Source organism: Paraburkholderia sp. SIMBA_030 (genome assembly GCF_046535245.1).
Taxonomy (GTDB): Bacteria; Pseudomonadota; Gammaproteobacteria; order Burkholderiales; family Burkholderiaceae; genus Paraburkholderia.
Map to the genome: position 1 here is coordinate 167,170 of NZ_JAWRXB010000003.1, position 15,733 is coordinate 182,902.

General features: G+C 62.4%; 13 protein-coding genes, 1 tRNA gene and 1 pseudogene. 8 read left to right on the top strand and 7 right to left on the bottom strand.

The window, feature by feature from the left end; all coding sequences use genetic code 11:
- Positions 1-139 precede the first annotated feature (139 nt).
- From SB772_RS06065 to SB772_RS06075, 3 genes and pseudogenes are all read right to left on the bottom strand, one after another.
- A complete protein-coding gene (locus SB772_RS06065) occupies positions 140-445 on the bottom strand; it encodes a helix-turn-helix domain-containing protein (RefSeq protein WP_410832383.1) in 306 nt (101 codons plus the stop codon).
- A 1-nt stretch (position 446) separates the two neighbouring features.
- Positions 447-866, bottom strand: a pseudogene (locus SB772_RS06070) (HipA domain-containing protein); the annotation flags it as partial.
- Between the two features lie 132 nt (positions 867-998).
- Positions 999-1,074 (bottom strand) — tRNA-Lys (locus SB772_RS06075).
- 200 nt (positions 1,075-1,274) lie between these two features.
- On the opposite strand from SB772_RS06075, the gene SB772_RS06080 reads away from it, so the two are divergent.
- Positions 1,275-1,679 (top strand): PaaI family thioesterase, encoded by a 405-nt coding sequence (locus SB772_RS06080; protein ID WP_410832384.1) that lies wholly within the window; start codon positions 1,275-1,277, stop codon positions 1,677-1,679.
- A gap of 59 nt (positions 1,680-1,738) precedes the next feature.
- Complete coding sequence (locus SB772_RS06085) at positions 1,739-2,614, top strand: patatin-like phospholipase family protein (RefSeq protein WP_410832385.1); 876 nt, start codon at positions 1,739-1,741, stop codon at positions 2,612-2,614.
- Between the two features lie 94 nt (positions 2,615-2,708).
- On the opposite strand, the gene SB772_RS06090 is transcribed toward SB772_RS06085, so the two are convergent.
- Positions 2,709-3,722 (bottom strand): D-2-hydroxyacid dehydrogenase family protein, encoded by a 1,014-nt coding sequence (locus tag SB772_RS06090; RefSeq protein ID WP_410832386.1) that lies wholly within the window; start codon positions 3,720-3,722, stop codon positions 2,709-2,711.
- Between the two features lie 384 nt (positions 3,723-4,106).
- Here SB772_RS06090 and SB772_RS06095 point away from each other — a divergent pair, with 384 nt between their 5' ends.
- Both SB772_RS06095 and SB772_RS06100 read left to right on the top strand, forming a co-directional pair.
- On the top strand, positions 4,107-5,963 hold the full coding sequence (locus tag SB772_RS06095; RefSeq protein ID WP_410832387.1) for a phosphoenolpyruvate carboxykinase (GTP): 1,857 nt from the start codon (positions 4,107-4,109) through the stop codon (positions 5,961-5,963).
- Positions 5,964-6,294: 331 nt separating this feature from the next.
- Positions 6,295-7,395, top strand: coding sequence for a LysR family transcriptional regulator (locus SB772_RS06100; RefSeq protein WP_410832388.1), 1,101 nt, complete (start codon positions 6,295-6,297; stop codon positions 7,393-7,395).
- A 180-nt stretch (positions 7,396-7,575) separates the two neighbouring features.
- Here the strand turns inward: SB772_RS06100 and SB772_RS06105 are convergent, their stop codons facing one another.
- From SB772_RS06105 to dprA, 3 genes are all read right to left on the bottom strand, one after another.
- Positions 7,576-10,239: a DNA topoisomerase III gene (locus SB772_RS06105; RefSeq protein ID WP_410832389.1), complete on the bottom strand. Its 2,664-nt coding sequence runs from the start codon at positions 10,237-10,239 to the stop codon at positions 7,576-7,578.
- A 251-nt stretch (positions 10,240-10,490) separates the two neighbouring features.
- Positions 10,491-10,868 carry a thioredoxin family protein gene (locus SB772_RS06110; protein ID WP_410832390.1) on the bottom strand — a complete coding sequence of 126 codons (378 nt, stop codon included), beginning with the start codon at positions 10,866-10,868 and terminating at the stop codon, positions 10,491-10,493.
- A gap of 91 nt (positions 10,869-10,959) precedes the next feature.
- Entirely contained in the window at positions 10,960-12,141 is a 1,182-nt protein-coding gene (gene dprA, locus SB772_RS06115) for a DNA-processing protein DprA (RefSeq protein ID WP_410832391.1), read from the bottom strand.
- Positions 12,142-12,383: 242 nt separating this feature from the next.
- Here dprA and def point away from each other — a divergent pair, with 242 nt between their 5' ends.
- The 4 genes from def (at position 12,384) to htpX (ending at position 15,623) form a co-directional block, all read left to right on the top strand.
- Positions 12,384-12,887, top strand: a complete 504-nt coding sequence (gene def, locus SB772_RS06120) for a peptide deformylase (protein ID WP_410832392.1) — start codon at positions 12,384-12,386, stop codon at positions 12,885-12,887.
- Positions 12,888-12,918: 31 nt separating this feature from the next.
- Positions 12,919-13,905, top strand: coding sequence for a methionyl-tRNA formyltransferase (gene fmt, locus SB772_RS06125; RefSeq protein WP_410832393.1), 987 nt, complete (start codon positions 12,919-12,921; stop codon positions 13,903-13,905).
- A gap of 115 nt (positions 13,906-14,020) precedes the next feature.
- Entirely contained in the window at positions 14,021-14,662 is a 642-nt protein-coding gene (locus SB772_RS06130) for a LysE family translocator (protein WP_410832394.1), read from the top strand.
- A 103-nt stretch (positions 14,663-14,765) separates the two neighbouring features.
- Complete coding sequence (gene htpX, locus SB772_RS06135; RefSeq protein ID WP_410832395.1) at positions 14,766-15,623, top strand: zinc metalloprotease HtpX; 858 nt, start codon at positions 14,766-14,768, stop codon at positions 15,621-15,623.
- The last annotated feature ends 110 nt before the right edge of the window (positions 15,624-15,733 follow it).

Sequence of the window (15,733 nt, forward strand, 5' to 3'; positions counted from 1 at the left end):
TGATTGGGGGAGGGCGGGTGGCGCTGGCTCGCGAGGTGGGGTGATCAGGCTCCTGCGGCGCGAAATTGGGTGTTGGCCATGGCCACTGCGTCATAGGTGGCTTGCTTCGGAGACGTCGTCCGGCACCGTTTGATAGTTGTTAGCTCGAGGTCGGCGAAGATGGTTCGTTCCGCCTGATCGGGACGAACCCGACCTGCAGGCCGAAGAGCTTCGCAACGTTGTTGAGCGAGTCGACGGTCGGATTTCCGGTCCCGCGCTCGATGTCCTGGATGACCCGGCGGCTGACGCCTCGGTGCGCGGCGAATTCCGCCTGGGTCAGGCCCGTCATCGCGCGCATCGCTTTCATGGCTTCAGGAATGGTCATATCGCCCCGGGCGATCCTGTCGTAGAAAGCGCGGCGCAGGGCGTTCTGCTCTTCACGGGTGGGTCGAGTCCGACGGGGCATGCTAGGCCTCTGAGGGTTGAAGGGCTTTCAGTTGTCGGACCTGCGTATCGATGTACGGCGTCAGGAACTCGATGATGTCGTGATCGACCCCCTGCGCTGCCATGGTGTCGGGCAAGCGTTCGATCCGTACGGCAAACCGGCTCAACTCCCCGGCGAGCATCCGGCGTTCGTGGTCGGGTACGGGCAATGCCGCGAGCACGTCGGCCCAGTCCGTCAGTTCAGCCCGGGTGTCCGGCCGATACCACCTCAGTGCACGTGGAATCAACTCGGGATCGAGGTACATCGGCGCGAAGTCAAACAGGGGCGTGAGCTGGACTCTGCCTTCGACCAGTTGCACGGCCGTATTGCGCGTGTGATTGTCCGTGTTGCACATCGCCAGATTGAGCACGTCCCGCTTGATGAATTCGAGCGTTTCGGCTGCTGGATCGCTGACACGGAGGAGTGAGCGCTCGCTCTGCGCGCATTGCCTAAAATGCGGTTACACAGCGTGTTACACGCGAGCCATAAAGCAAAAAGCCCAGTCGCAATGACTGGGCTAAGTGCTTGAATTCTTTGGTGGGGCGTGAGTGACTCGAACACTCGACCGACGGATTAAGAGTCCGCTGCTCTACCAACTGAGCTAACGCCCCAAACAGAAGCGAAATTATGCAGTAACTTTCCGAGATTGCCAAGTCTCCTTAGCAACTTTCTTAAAAATATTTGTAACGACCGCCGCGGGTACGCCCAGCAGACCGGTCCTCGCCAAAAAGACGTTGAGCTCACCGTCCCGGTATCATGTCGCGACACCATACCGCGCGAAGCGTCGCGCGGTTATCGACCGGGGACGGACATGGATGACAAAGCGATTCTCGAGTTGCTCGACCGCATCTTGGCGCCTTGGGTGCGCACGCTCACGCTGACTCCCGTCAAGGTCGACGAAGAGAGCGCAACGCTGCGCCTGCCGTTTTCCGGCGAACTGCGTCATTCGGGTGGCGTGATCTGCGGTCAGGTGTTCATGGCGGCCGCCGACACAGCGATGATCGTCGCGATTTCAGCCGCGCTCGGCGGCTTCAAGCCGATGAGCACAGTCTCTCTCAATATCAGCTTCATGCGCGCGGTCCGTAAGGGCGATGTGCTGATTACCGCGCGCGTGTTGCGCTTGGGCCGTAATCTCGTATTCGGCGAAGTCGAATTGTTCGATGAAGCCGGCAACATGGCCGTCCACGCCACCACCACCTACGCGCTGCTCGACTAAAACGATTCAATTCGAATTAAAACGGCGCGCCGCACGCCGCATTAGAGGAAAAAGCCAAGATGTTCGATCAGGTCGTATTCGCCGGTGGCGGCAATCGCTGCTGGTGGCAGGCGGGATTCTGGGACGTCGTGCAGCCGGAACTGCATATCCGTCCGCGCGTCATTACCGGCATTTCGGCCGGCGCCGCCACCGCGTGCATGCTCTACACGCGCGATTCCGACTGGGTGATGCGCTACTACCAGGACGCGCTGCGCCACAACACCCGCAACGCCTACTGGGGCAACCTGCTGCGCGGCGAATCGGTGTTTCCGCATTACCGCATCTACCGGCAGGCTCTGCTCGACATCTATGGCGACAAGTTTGCGACGCTCGCACAGGCGCCGGAAATCCGCATCGGCGTGTCGCATCTGCCTCGCTGGCTCGGCGCGCGCAGCGCGGTCGCCGCGGGACTGATCGCGTACAACATCGAAAAATACGTGCGCAAGACGCTGCATCCGACGCTCGGTCAGACGCTCGGCTTCCATCCGGAATTCGTGCGCGCGCAGGATTGCGCGACTGTCGAGGACCTCGCGGATCTGATCCTGCAATCGTCGAGCACGCCGCCGTTCACGCCGGTTCTGCGGCGCAACGGCAGGCCGGTACTGGATGGCGGGATGGTCGATAACGTGCCGGTCGGCGCGCTCGATGCCGACGCGCCGGGCAACGTGCTGGTGATGGTCACGCGTCTCTATCCGCGTCCGCAGATGTTCGTCGTGCCGCATGGCGTGCAGCAACGGCTCTACGTGCAGCCGTCGTGCAAGGTGCCGATTTCGAGCTGGGATTACACGAGCCCTTCGCAGATGGTGCACGCGTATAACCTCGGCCGCGTCGACGGCGAAACCTTCCTCGAACGCATGCCCGATCTGCGCGAAGCCGCCGCGCACGAAGCGCGCTGAGCGGCGGCGGCGCGGTTTTGCTTCGTTTCCGTTTCGTCGCGATGCGTTTCATTACGATGCGATACGACGCCGCGCACCAGCTGTTGCGCCGCGTTTAACGCCGCCGTCCGCCCTGCAACGCTTCCAGATTCGCCACACTGGCCGTATCGCCGGCGTCGAAGGCCAGAATGTTCTTGAACGCCGCGGAGAAATACGACTCATAGCTCTCGCGCTCGACATAGCCGATGTGCGGCGTGCAGATCACGTTCTCCATCCGCAGCAGGCTGTAGCCCTGCAGAATCGGCTCGCTTTCGTAGACGTCGATCGCGACCATCCCCGGACGATTGTGTGACAGCGCGCTCGCCAGCGCGTTTTCGTCGAGCAATTCGGCCCGGCTCGTGTTCACGAGCAACGCGGTCGGCTTCATCCGCAGCAGATCTTCCTGCTTGACGATGCCGCGCGTGTCGTCATGCAAACGCAGATGCAGCGACAGCACATCGCTCTGTTCGAACAGCGCTTCGCGGCTTTCGGCGACGCCGAAGCCGTCGGCACGCGCCGCTTCGCGCGAATGTTCGCGGCCCCAGATCAGCACGTTCATGCCGAACGCCTTGCCGTATCCGGCAACCAGCCGCCCGATCTTGCCGTAACCCCAAATCCCCAGCGTCTGGCCGCGCAACACCTGGCCCAAGCCGAAGTTCGGCGGCAGTGCCGACGTCTTCAAACCCGACTGTTGCCAGGCTCCTTGCTTAAGGTTTGCTACGTATTGCGGAATCCGCCGCTGGGCAGCCATGATGAGTGCCCACGTCAATTCGGCCGGCGCGAACGGCGAGCCGCTGCCTTCCAGCACGGCAATGCCGCGCTCGGTACACGCCGGCAGGTCGATATGGCTCGACACCTTGCCGGTTTGGCTGATCATGCGCAAACGCGGCAACTTGTCGAGCAGTTGCGAGTTGATGCGGGTACGTTCGCGAATCAGGACCAGCGCATCGACTTCGGAAAGACGGCTCGCCAACTGGCCCAAACCACGGACAGTGTTGTTGAAGACCTTGACATCATGGTCGGCCAGCAATTGAAAGCAGTCGAGCTTGCGAACGGCGTCCTGGTAATCGTCGAGGATGGCAATCTTCATGGTATGTGTCTTGCGACGCACCTTGGTGGTGCGGAACGGAGTGTTATGCTGGCTGTCCCATCATGTGACCTAGGTCACACGGTGGACTAGATGAATGTTTTACCGTAGAAGCTGCCGCGAAGAACAGCAGCAGCACCACGGCAGGGCCGATTGACATCGTTTTTAACAGTTTGTTGTGCGTTGAGGCAAGCCGCTTTACAGACGGTTTCAGAAGGCTGTCGGCGGACGCCTCCGCGCAACGGGCTGTGCGTAGCCCATGATCTGCACAATCGAATTGCGCGTCGAGTTGTAGGAATTGCCGACGTGATGGATTGAACGCCTCTCGCACGCAGCGTCACTGGGCTCGTACCGTTTTTCTATTGCTATCAGAACGGAGACAGGTCGATGAATCATCCCTCATTCGAAGGACAGCCCACCTTCGAGGCACCCACATGGGTCAAACACCGTAAATTGATCGAGTGGGTCGAGCGCGTCGCCGCGTTGACCAAGCCCGATCAGGTCGTCTGGTGCGACGGTTCGCAGGAAGAGTACGACCGCCTGTGCGCGCAGATGGTCGAAGCCGGCACCCTCAAAAAACTCAATCCCGCCAAACGCCCGAATTCGTATCTGGCGTGGTCCGATCCGTCGGACGTGGCGCGCGTCGAAGACCGCACCTTCATCTGCTCGCAGCGTCGCGAAGACGCTGGCCCAACCAACAACTGGATCGCGCCGGCCGAAATGCGCGCGACGCTCGACGGCCTGTTCGACGGCGCAATGCGCGGCCGCACGCTGTACGTCGTGCCGTTCTCGATGGGGCCGCTCGGTTCGCCGATCGCGCACATTGGCGTCGAGTTGACCGACAGCCCGTACGTGGTGACCAACATGCGCATCATGACGCGCATGGGCCGCAAGGTGTACGACGTGCTCGGCGAAGGCGGCCAGTTCGTGCCGTGCGTGCATTCGGTCGGCGCGCCGCTCGCTGCGGGCGCGAAAGACGTGCCGTGGCCGTGCAACAGCACCAAATACATTGTCCATTTCCCCGAATCGCGCGAAATCTGGAGCTATGGTTCGGGCTACGGCGGCAATGCGCTGCTCGGCAAGAAGTGCTTTGCGCTGCGCATTGCATCGACCATGGGCCGCGACGAAGGCTGGCTCGCCGAACACATGCTGATTCTCGGCGTGACATCGCCGGAAGGCCGCAAGCACCATGTCGCCGCCGCGTTTCCGTCGGCCTGCGGCAAGACCAACTTCGCGATGCTGATTCCGCCGCAAGGCCTGAACGGCTGGAAAATCTCGACAATCGGCGACGACATTGCGTGGATCAAGCCAGGCAAGGACGGCCGCCTGTACGCGATCAATCCGGAAGCGGGCTATTTCGGCGTCGCGCCGGGCACCAGCGAGAAGACCAACTTCAATGCAATGGCCACGCTGAAGGAAAACGTCATCTTCACGAACGTCGCACTGACCGACGACGGCGACGTCTGGTGGGAAGGCATGACCGCCGAGCCGCCCGCGCATCTGATCGACTGGCAGCGCAAGGACTGGACACCGGCAATCGCCAGGCAAAGCGGGCGCAAAGCGGCGCACCCGAATGCGCGCTTTACGGCGTCGGCCTCGCAATGTCCGTCGATCGATGCCGAGTGGGAGAATCCGGCGGGCGTCGCGATCGACGCGTTCGTCTTCGGTGGCCGCCGTTCGACCACGGTGCCGCTCGTCACGGAGGCCCGCAACTGGGTCGAAGGCGTCTACATGGCCGCAACCATGGGCTCGGAAACGACCGCAGCCGCCGCTGGCCAGCAGGGCGTGGTGCGCCGCGACCCGTTCGCGATGCTGCCGTTCTGCGGCTACAACATGAGCGACTACTTCAGTCACTGGCTCAAAACCGGCGAGCGCCTCGAGAAATTGAACGCGCAGCTGCCGAAAATCTTCTGCGTGAACTGGTTCCGCAAGGGCGCGGACGGCAAGTTCGTCTGGCCGGGTTTCGGCGAGAACATGCGTGTGTTGAGCTGGATGGTCGGCCGCATCGAAGGCTCGGCGCAAGGCGAGGAACACGCATTTGGCGTGTCGCCGCACTATGAAGACATCGATTGGAGCGGGCTCGATTTCAGCCGCGAGCAATTCCAGCAGGTGATCTCGGTGGACGACGCTGCCTGGCGCGATGAACTCGCTCTGCATGCCGAGTTGTTCGACACACTGCAGCAAGGGCTGCCATTGGCTCTGACTCAGGCTAAAGCAGCCTTGGAAGGGAAATTCGCAGTCTGATAACGTGAGTATTCACTTCGCGTAGAAAGCCGCCTTCGGGCGGTTTTTCGCTTTCTGATTCGACCCTCTAACACTTTTGCTGATTCAGCAATGCCCGCACGACCGCTGCGTCTGTTCGAACAAAAAAGACTGTGCAAGCTGCGGTGCAGCAGATTGTTTCTTTTTCGGGAACAATGAGTGTTCGTGCCCCGCACTGAAGAGCACAGTGACGCAAATATCGACAAAATTTCCGCTTTGATGGGCAACTTCTGCAGGATTTCGCGAGTCGTAGGAGAATTCCAAGTTCGCTTCACTGCTTTTCAGGAAGCTGTAACACGGCAGGAGTAGTCCCATGGATCATTTGCAGTCGATGCGAGTATTCGTCAAAGTGGCGGATCTCGGTAGTTTCGCCCGCGCTGCAAGCGCGATGGATATATCCAATGCAGTTGCGACCCGCCACGTCGCCGATCTCGAAGGCCGCCTTGGTACGCGGCTGCTCAATCGCACAACCCGCAGCTTGTCGCTGACCGAATCAGGCCAGGTCTATCTCGAGCGTGCGCGCCAGATTCTCGACGAATTGGAAGACGTCGAGCAGATGGTGGTCGCGCGAAATCACGAACCCGTCGGCACATTGCGAATAGTTGCGCCGGTCGTGTTCGGGTTGCATAACCTGGCGCCGGTGCTCCAGACCTATGCGGAGCGTTATCCGAAAGTCATTCCCGATGTCACGCTGGTGGACCGGCAGGTCGACCTGGTCGAAGAAGGCTTCGACGTCGGCGTCGTTATCGCGAGGCAGATGCGCAGTGCGAGCATTGTCACGCGGCGTTTGACCACCGGCTGCATGACGGTGTGCGCGACGCCGGCGTACCTGGAAAAGCATGGCACGCCCACGCGCCCTGAGCATCTGCTCGAGCACCCGTGTCTGAGCTTGCCGTCCGAGTATTGGGGCGACGAGCGCGTGTTCACGGGGCCGGAAGGCGAGGTGCGGGTGCGTCCGTCGAACGTGATCGTGGCGAACAACACGGAAATGCTGCGGCAGTTTGCGTTGCTCGGCATGGGCATCGCGATTCTGCCGAGCTATCTGATCGGGCGCGACATGACCCGCGGCAGGCTCGTGCGTCTGCTCGGCGATTACCGTTTGCCGCAGGTGGAGATCAGCATTGCGTATCCGAGCCGCCGCCATTTGCCGGCGAAGGTGCGCACGTTCATCGATCACCTGGTCGAGCATTTCAGCCAGACGCCGAACAGCCTGCTCGGCGAGCAGTGGATCAAGGACGGCCTTGTGCGGCCTGCCACGGCGGCCGCTTTGGATTCCGCAGAGATCACCCCGCCGGAAGCGTTCGACGGCGCTGAGCCGTTGTCAAGTCTGCTCGATAGCGAGTTGTCGCCCGTGCCGAAGACCTTGGCGAAGACATCGAATCGCTCGCGGCCGACGGCTTTGTCGCCGCTGTGAACCGAGTTGCGGTGAACTGCTCGGGTGAGCTCATGTAGTACTAGCCGGGGAGCGTATCGGTAAGTGCAGTCTGGTAGGCAAATAAAAAGGCGCAGTCACTTCACATGTGACTGCGCCTTTTTATCGCAAGCGCGAAGCTGGCCGGATGCGAGTGACCTCCTCCCCGGCCGCCGGCTTCGATTACGAGCCGGTCTTGCGCGCTACTGCTTTTTTAGCGGGCGCCTTCTTGGCTGCCGCGGTCCGGGTGGCGGGTGCTTTCTTCGCAGCCGCCTTTTTGGCCGCTGGCGCCGCCTTCACAGCGACTGCCGCTTCTTCGTCGTCCAGCTCCGGCGCCGCCTTGACAGCCGACTTCGCCGCTGCAGTCTTCGCAGCGGTTTTCGCGGACGGCTCCTTCTTCTCGAACTCGAAACCGATCTTGCCGTCGCTCTGCTTGACGAGGAAAGCCTTGAAGTTACGGCCGGTGCGCGACGACTTGAAGTTCGTCAGCAGGTCGGTACGTCCTTCTTCCAGCAGTTTCGCCATCTGCTCGCGGCCGATTTCCTGCTGCAAGATCACCTTGCCCGAGCGGAAGTCGCACGTCTTCGGACTTGCGACCGAGTTCTCGCAGACATAGCTCATGCCGTGCTCGAACACGTGCCCCTTGCACTTCGGGCATGCGCCGACCGGCTGCTGGTCGGAGAAGTCAGGCGGTTCGCCATCTTCGCCGCCCGCATCCTGGCCGAAGTCGAACTCCAGCTTGTAGTTCTTGATCTCGTCGTCGAGCGAGAGCTTCAGGATCGCCGAGAACGGCCGGCCCATTTTGCTGCGGAAACCGGACAGCGGTCCGATCGTCTTGTTCTGCAACAACTCTTCGACTTCCGGAATTTCGAACTGGCGTCCGCCCGGAATTTTCGAAATCGAGAACTCGCACTTCGAGCACGCAAAGCGCCGGTAATTTTCCTTCACCTGACCGCCGCAATTCGGACACGGCGTCTGCAACGTCGCGTAATCGCCCGGGATCGTGTCGGAATCGTATTCCTTCGCGCGCTTGACGATGGTTTGCGTCATGCGCGCGATTTCCTGCATGAAGGCGTCGCGCGGCAGGTTGCCGTGCTCCATCTGCGAGAGCTTGTATTCCCACTCGCCGGTCAGCTCCGGTGCGGTCAATTCCTTCACGCCGAGGCCGCGTAACAGCGTCATCAGTTGGAACGCCTTGGCGGTCGGAATCAGATCGCGGCCCTCGCGAATCAGATACTTTTCGCCGAGCAGCCCTTCGATGATGGCGGCGCGCGTGGCCGGCGTGCCCAGACCCTTGGCCGCCATGGCTTCGCGCAGTTCGTCGTCCTCGACGAGCTTGCCCGCGCCTTCCATTGCCGACAGCAAGGTCGCTTCGTTGTAGCGTGCCGGCGGTTTCGTCACCAGTTGCTGCGCGGCGATCTTGTCGGTCTTGACCTTCTCGTTCTTTTGCACCGGCACGAGGTTCGCGTCTTCGCCGCTGATTTCACGGCCGTAAATCTGCAACCAGCCCGGTTCGACCAGCACCTTGCCTTCAGTCTTGAAATGATGGCCGACCACTTCCGTGATCCGCGTCGTCACCCGGTATTCAGCGGCCGGGAAGAACACCGACAGGAAGCGCTTCACGACCAGGTCGTAGAGCTTCTGTTCCGGTTCGGACAGATTCTTCGGCGCCTGCAGCGTCGGGATGATGGCGAAGTGATCGCTGATCTTGGAATTATCGAAGATGCGCTTGTTCGGCTTCACCCAGCCCTTGTCGAGCACCTGCTTGGCAAACGGCAGATAGTTATTGCTCTCCTTGAGCATGCCGAGTGTTTGCTTGACCGTATCCATATAGTCTTCCGGCAACGCGCGTGCGTCGGTCCGGGGATAGGTCAGCACCTTGTGCTTTTCGTACAGCGCCTGAGCGAGACCGAGCGTGTTTTTGGCCGAGAAGCCGAAGCGGCCGTTGGCCTCGCGCTGCAAGCTGGTCAGGTCGAACAGCGCCGGCGACAGTTGTGTGGACGGCTTCGATTCTTCGGTTACCGTGCCGATCTGCCCGCGGCAGGCGGCGACGATCGTTTCGGCGGCGGGCAGCGCCCACAGACGCGAGTCGCGTTTTTCCGGATCGAACTCGTCGCGCTTGAATTTCGGATCGAACCAGCGGCCTTCATAGAAGCCGGCTGCGCAGACGAACTCCGCCTTCACTTCCCAGTAATCGCGCGGCACGAAGCGGCGAATTTTCTCTTCACGCTCGACGACGATCGACAGCGTCGGCGTCTGCACCCGCCCGACCGTGGTCAGGAAGAAACCGCCGCCCTTGCTGTTGAACGCGGTCATCGCGCGCGTGCCGTTGATGCCGACCAGCCAGTCCGCTTCCGAGCGGCAGCGCGCCGCATCGGCGAGCGGTTGCATTTCTTCGTCGCTGCGCAGACGGGCAAAGCCGTCGCGAATGGCACCCGCCGTCATGGATTGCAACCACAGGCGTTGAACCGGCTGTTTGGCTTTCGCGTGCTGCGCGATCAGGCGGAAAATCAGCTCGCCCTCGCGCCCCGCGTCGCATGCATTGATGAGCCGGTCGACGTCCTTGCGCTTGAGCAGCCTGGTCAGCACCTTCAGGCGCGACTCGCTTTTTGCGATCGGGTTGAGGTCGAAATGCGGCGGAATGACGGGCAGATTGGCGAAACTCCACTTGCCGCGCTTGACTTCATATTCTTCGGGCGCGGCGATTTCCAGCAGATGGCCGACTGCCGAGGAAAGGACGTATTCGTCGCTTTCGTAGTATTCGTCATGCTTGGTAAAGCCGCCCAAAGCGCGCGCGATGTCGTTCGCGACGGAAGGCTTTTCGGCGATGATCAGTGCTTTGGACATGACTCGATGTGAGGTTGGTAGATCCGGGTTGGTGGCCTTGAGTGCGCTTTCTTTAGCGCGACCCTCGTTTGTGACCTTTGCGACCCAATAACGACCGCTTTATAGCACACGGCGCGAGAGCGGCGCGTCAAGTGCCATAAAAAAACGGACCATCATAATGTTGTGCCCAGCGCTTGAGGAAGCGCTGGCAAGTGTGCTGTGCACAGCCCGCAACGCCCGTGCCGCAAGGCTGCGCGGCTGGCAGCCACGCTTCAGGCAACCGCCAGCGCGGGCCGCAGTTTGGGCGCCCCGCTGATGCCGGGCACGGCCGTCAGGTCGGCCAGCATCCGCTCGACAATCGCAGCCTGCGGTAAAACCGTGCCAAAAAAACGTGTCGTTATCGAGTCCTCGATCAGGATGGTCGGGAAATTCTCGACGTCCAGATCGTCGAAGCGGTCGGCGTGGGTTTCAATGTCGATCCATGCGAAACAGATGTCCGGGTGCTTGTCCGCCAGCCGGTTGAAGGCTTCCCGATAGTCACGGCAGGTTCCGCACCACTCCGCGCACAGGCAGGCAACGAGCAGCGTCTCGGGTTCGTTGACGCGCTCGGCGATCCGGTCTTGGTCGGTGTCGAGATTCAGCGCGGGCATGGTGGTTCCTTGCGTACTTTTTTGTCAGGTGCTTTGGCGCGAATGTAGCACGGCCGATCGCGAGTCGTGGTCGACCCTGGTCAATGCAGGGTTAGCCGTGGCTTGCCCGCATGAAGCGGCCGCCAGGCAGGACGGTCAGTTGGCCGGCGAGTTCGAGTTGCAGCAGCGTGTTTTGTAATGCTGCGCCTTCCATCTCGGTGCGGGTGGCAAGAATTTCAAGTGTGGATGGCGCGTGGCCGAGCGCGGCGAGCAGTCGCTGACCTTCTGCGGTGATCGCAGGCGCGGCCGCTGCTGATGCCGCCGCGGGTGCCGAATCCGCCCGAACCTCACCGTCCCGCGGCACTGGCGATGCGCGAGCGGACGCAGCCGCCGACGGTTTGGCGAAGCCGAGTTCCTCGAGCACCTCATCGGGCGTTTCGACCAGCTTGGCACCTTGCTTGATCATCCGGTGACAGCCACGCGAGAGCGGCGCGTGGACCGACCCCGGCAACGCAAAGATATCGCGCCCCATTTCATTGGCGAGCCGCGCGGTGATCAGCGAGCCTGAGCGCATGGTTGCCTCGACGATCAGAACGCCGCTAACGAGGCCGGCGATCAGCCGGTTACGCTGCGGAAAATTGGCGGCGCGCGCAGGCGTGCCGAGCGGCCATTCCGAGACGATCGCCCCTTCCACTGCGATCTGCCGAGCCAGCGCGTGATGCGCCGATGGGTACACGAGGTCCGCGCCGGTGCCGATGACCGCTACCGTGCCGCCGGGGCCTTCCAGACCGCCGCGATGCGCGGCGCCGTCGATGCCGAGCGCCAGCCCCGATACGATTGTCACGCCCGCCGCTGAAAGCTCACGCGCAAAACGCTCCGCGTCCTCGGCACCTTGCGGCGTGGCGCTGCGGCTGCCCACCACGGCGATCGCCCTCGTATGCAGCAGCTCCAGCCGGCCCTTTATATATAGCAGCGGTGGCGGATCGGGCATGGTCAGCAGCGTTGGCGGATAGGCGGGATCGTCGAGCGCGACCAGATGGTTGCCGTGCTGGTCGCGCCACGCAATCACCGCAGCGAGCTGCGCTTCAAATTCGGGATTGGCCGGCGCCAGCACGGCGCGCGCCGCAGCCTCGCCGGCGATGCCGGCGAGCACCTCGGGCGATTGATCAAAGATAGCTTCCGGCAGTCCGAAAGCGCTCAGAAGTAAGCGCAGCGCGGCGGGTTTCAGCCCCGGCGCGAGCGACAGCCGCAGCCAGGCGGCGAGTTCAATATCCGTAGCGGGCAAGGTGTGCATTGCGGTCGATCCTCGTACAGGGCCAGCGGGCAGGCGGGCGCCATGCTAAAATTTTCATCATCCGAAATAACTGCAGCGCCGCGCCCACCCGCGCGGGCTCGTTGTCTGGCGCAAGTAGCGCGTTGAATCGAACCGGTTCGACACCATCTATCCTCTGCGTAACGCGACGGGCTCACAACCTGGCCGAACGGCCAACGCGAACCTTCCACCGGTCAGCGGCGCCTAAAATCATCTTCAAGATCATGGCTTTACTGAACATCATCAATTACCCGGACAAACGGCTGCACAAGATCGCGAAGCCGGTCGAAGCGGTCAACGACCGCATCCGCCGGCTTGTCGCCGACATGGCCGAAACGATGTACGCCGCGCCCGGCGTCGGGCTCGCCGCGACCCAGGTGGACGTGCATGAGCGCGTGGTCGTGATCGACGTGTCGGACGCGCACGACGAACTGCTCGCCTTCATCAATCCGGAAATCATCTGGTCGAGCGACGAGAGGAAGCTTTCGGAAGAAGGTTGTCTTTCAGTGCCGGGCATTTACGACAACGTCGAGCGCGCCGAGAAAGTGCGCGTGCGGGCGCTGAACGAGAAGGGCGAAACCTTCGAGATGGACTGCGAGGGGCTGCTCGCCGTCTGCATCCAGCACGAAATGGATCACCTGATGGGCCGCGTGTTCGTCGAGTACCTGTCGGCGCTGAAGCAGACGCGTATCAAGAGCAAGATGAAGAAGCTCGCCCACGCGATGTAATGCGCGTCCACCTCGCCTACCTCCCTCGTTCATGAGTCATTCGTTGCGCGTCATCTTTGCCGGTACACCGGAGTTCGCCGCGGCCGCGCTGGCCGCGATCCACAGCGCCGGTTTTCCGGTGCCGCTCGTGCTGACCCAGCCCGACCGCCCCGCCGGACGCGGGATGAAATTGCAGGCGAGCCCGGTGAAGCGCTATGCGCAGGAGCATGGGCTCGCCGTCGCGCAGCCGCCTTCGCTGCGCCGCGCCGGCAAATATCCGGCCGAAGCCGCAGCCGCCATCGACCTGCTGCGCGCTACGCCGCACGACGTCATGGTGGTGGCCGCTTATGGCCTGATCCTGCCGCAGGAAGTGCTGGATATCCCGCCGTATGGCTGCATCAACATTCACGCATCGCTGTTGCCGCGCTGGCGCGGCGCCGCGCCGATCCATCGCGCGATCGAAGCGGGCGACGCGGAAACCGGCATCACGCTGATGCAAATGGACGTCGGCCTCGACACCGGCGCGATGATCTCCGAAGTGCGCACGTCGATTTCCGAAGCCGACACCACGGCCACCTTGCACGACCGGCTTGCGCGAGACGGCGCGAAGCTGATCGTCGACGCGCTGATCGAGCTCGAGCGCGACGGCAAGCTGCCGGCGACCCCGCAGCCGGCCGAAGGCGCGACGTACGCGGAAAAGATCGGCAAACATGAAGCCGCGCTCGATTGGCGCAAGCCGGCCGACGTGCTCGCGCGTCAGGTGCGCGCGTTCGACCCGTTTCCCGGCGGCGTGGCCACGCTGGACGACGGCACGTCAGTGAAGATCTGGGCGGCGGTTCCCGTAGAGGCGCAAGGCAACAGCGCCCCCGGCACGATCACCGATGTTTCGGCCGAAGGCGTGGTGGTGGCCTGCGGGGAAGGTGCGTTGCGTCTCACGCAGTTGCAGAAACCCGGCGGCAAGCGCTTACCGGTGCGCGAATTCCTGGCCGGCGCGACGCTGGCGGCAGGGCAGCGTTTCCAGCTTCCAGAAGGGCGGTAGCAGCCGTCCACAGGTCCTGAGCATTGTCCGTTTCGGCAGGGTGTGCAACACCCGCGCCGCAGCCCTGCGGCGCGTTAGAATCCTCCATGCAACGACCCAGTTTTCGAGGATTCCCATGTTCGGCATCACCCATTTCGAGTTTTTCGTCGTCGCCGTCTTTCTGCTGAACGTGACGCCCGGGCCGGATACGGCCTATATCGTCGGGCGCAGCGTTGCGCAGGGCCGCGGTGCGGGCCTGATGTCCGCGCTGGGTATCTCAGCCGGTTGCTGCATTCATTCGCTTGCCTGCGCATTCGGTTTGACGGCGCTGCTGGCCGCGTCGGCCACGGCGTTCACCGTCATCAAGTTTGTCGGCGCTATTTATCTGATCTATCTGGGCGTGCGGTTGATTTTCGCGAAACCAGCGGCAGACGAAGCGCTCGGCGAAGCACGTGCCGCAGGCGCGCCGAAATCGCTGCGGCAGTTGTTCCTGCAAGGCTTCTGGACCAATGTGCTGAACCCGAAAGTGGTGCTGTTTTTCGTGTCGTTCTTCCCGCAGTTCGTGACGACCGGCAGCGACCACAAAGCGCTCGCGTTCCTCACGCTCGGCGTGGTGTTCGTCGTGATGAGCATGATCTGGAACAGTTTTGTCGCGTGGATCGCGGGCAGCGTGACGCGGCGCTTCTCCGGCAAGCCGTCGGTGAAGAAGTGGCTGGATCGCAGTGTCGGCAGCGCATTCGTCGGCTTGGGCATCAAGCTCGCCACCGCGTCGAGATGATTGAATTTTCCTTGCGCGCCCATATCTAACATCTCGCTTACAATCAGTCGCCGCGATGACGCGGCGCAGATATGAACCCGCGTTCGGGCAAGGAGTAGCAGACATGTTCAATTGGGTCAAAACCGCGATGTTGATGGCCGCGATCACGGCCCTTTTCATCGTGATCGGCGGGATGATCGGCGGGTCGCGCGGCATGACGATCGCGCTCGTGATCGCCCTTGGAATGAATTTCTTCTCGTACTGGTTCTCGGACAAGATGGTCCTGCGCATGTACAACGCGCAGGAAGTCGACGAAGCCGGCGCGCCGCAGTTCTACCGGATGGTGCGCGAGTTGTCCACGCGTGCCGGCCTGCCGATGCCGCGCGTCTACCTGATCAACGAAGACGCGCCCAACGCGTTCGCCACCGGCCGCAATCCGGAGCACGCAGCGGTTGCTGCGACCACGGGCATCCTGCGGGTGCTGTCCGAGCGCGAAATGCGCGGCGTGATGGCGCACGAACTGGCGCATGTGAAGCACCGCGACATCCTGATCTCGACCGTCTCGGCAACCATGGCCGGCGCCATTTCCGCGCTGGCGAACTTCGCGATGTTCTTCGGTGGCCGCGATGAAAACGGCCGTCCGTCGAATCCGATCGCGAGCATTGCCGTCGCGTTGCTTGCGCCGATCGCCGGTGCCCTGATCCAGATGGCGATTTCGCGCGCGCGTGAATTCGAAGCGGACCGTGGCGGCGCGCAGATTTCCGGCGACCCGCAGGCGCTGGCGTCGGCGCTGGACAAAATTCATCGCTATGCGAGCGGCATTCCGTTTCCGACAGCCGAGCAGCATCCGGCCACCGCGCAGATGATGATCATGAATCCGCTCTCGGGCGGCGGCATCGCGAATCTGTTTTCGACGCACCCGGCTACCGAGGAGCGGATCGCCCGGTTGATGGAAATGGCGCGCACCGGGCGCTTCGAATAACGGCGCGCAGCGCTGACCTGGTGCGGCGAAAGGCGAGTCTGCGGGCTCGCCTTTTTTGTTCGGCCAGCGAGGTCTGCGCGTGGCGGCCGCGGCCCCGCCGCAGAAGCCCC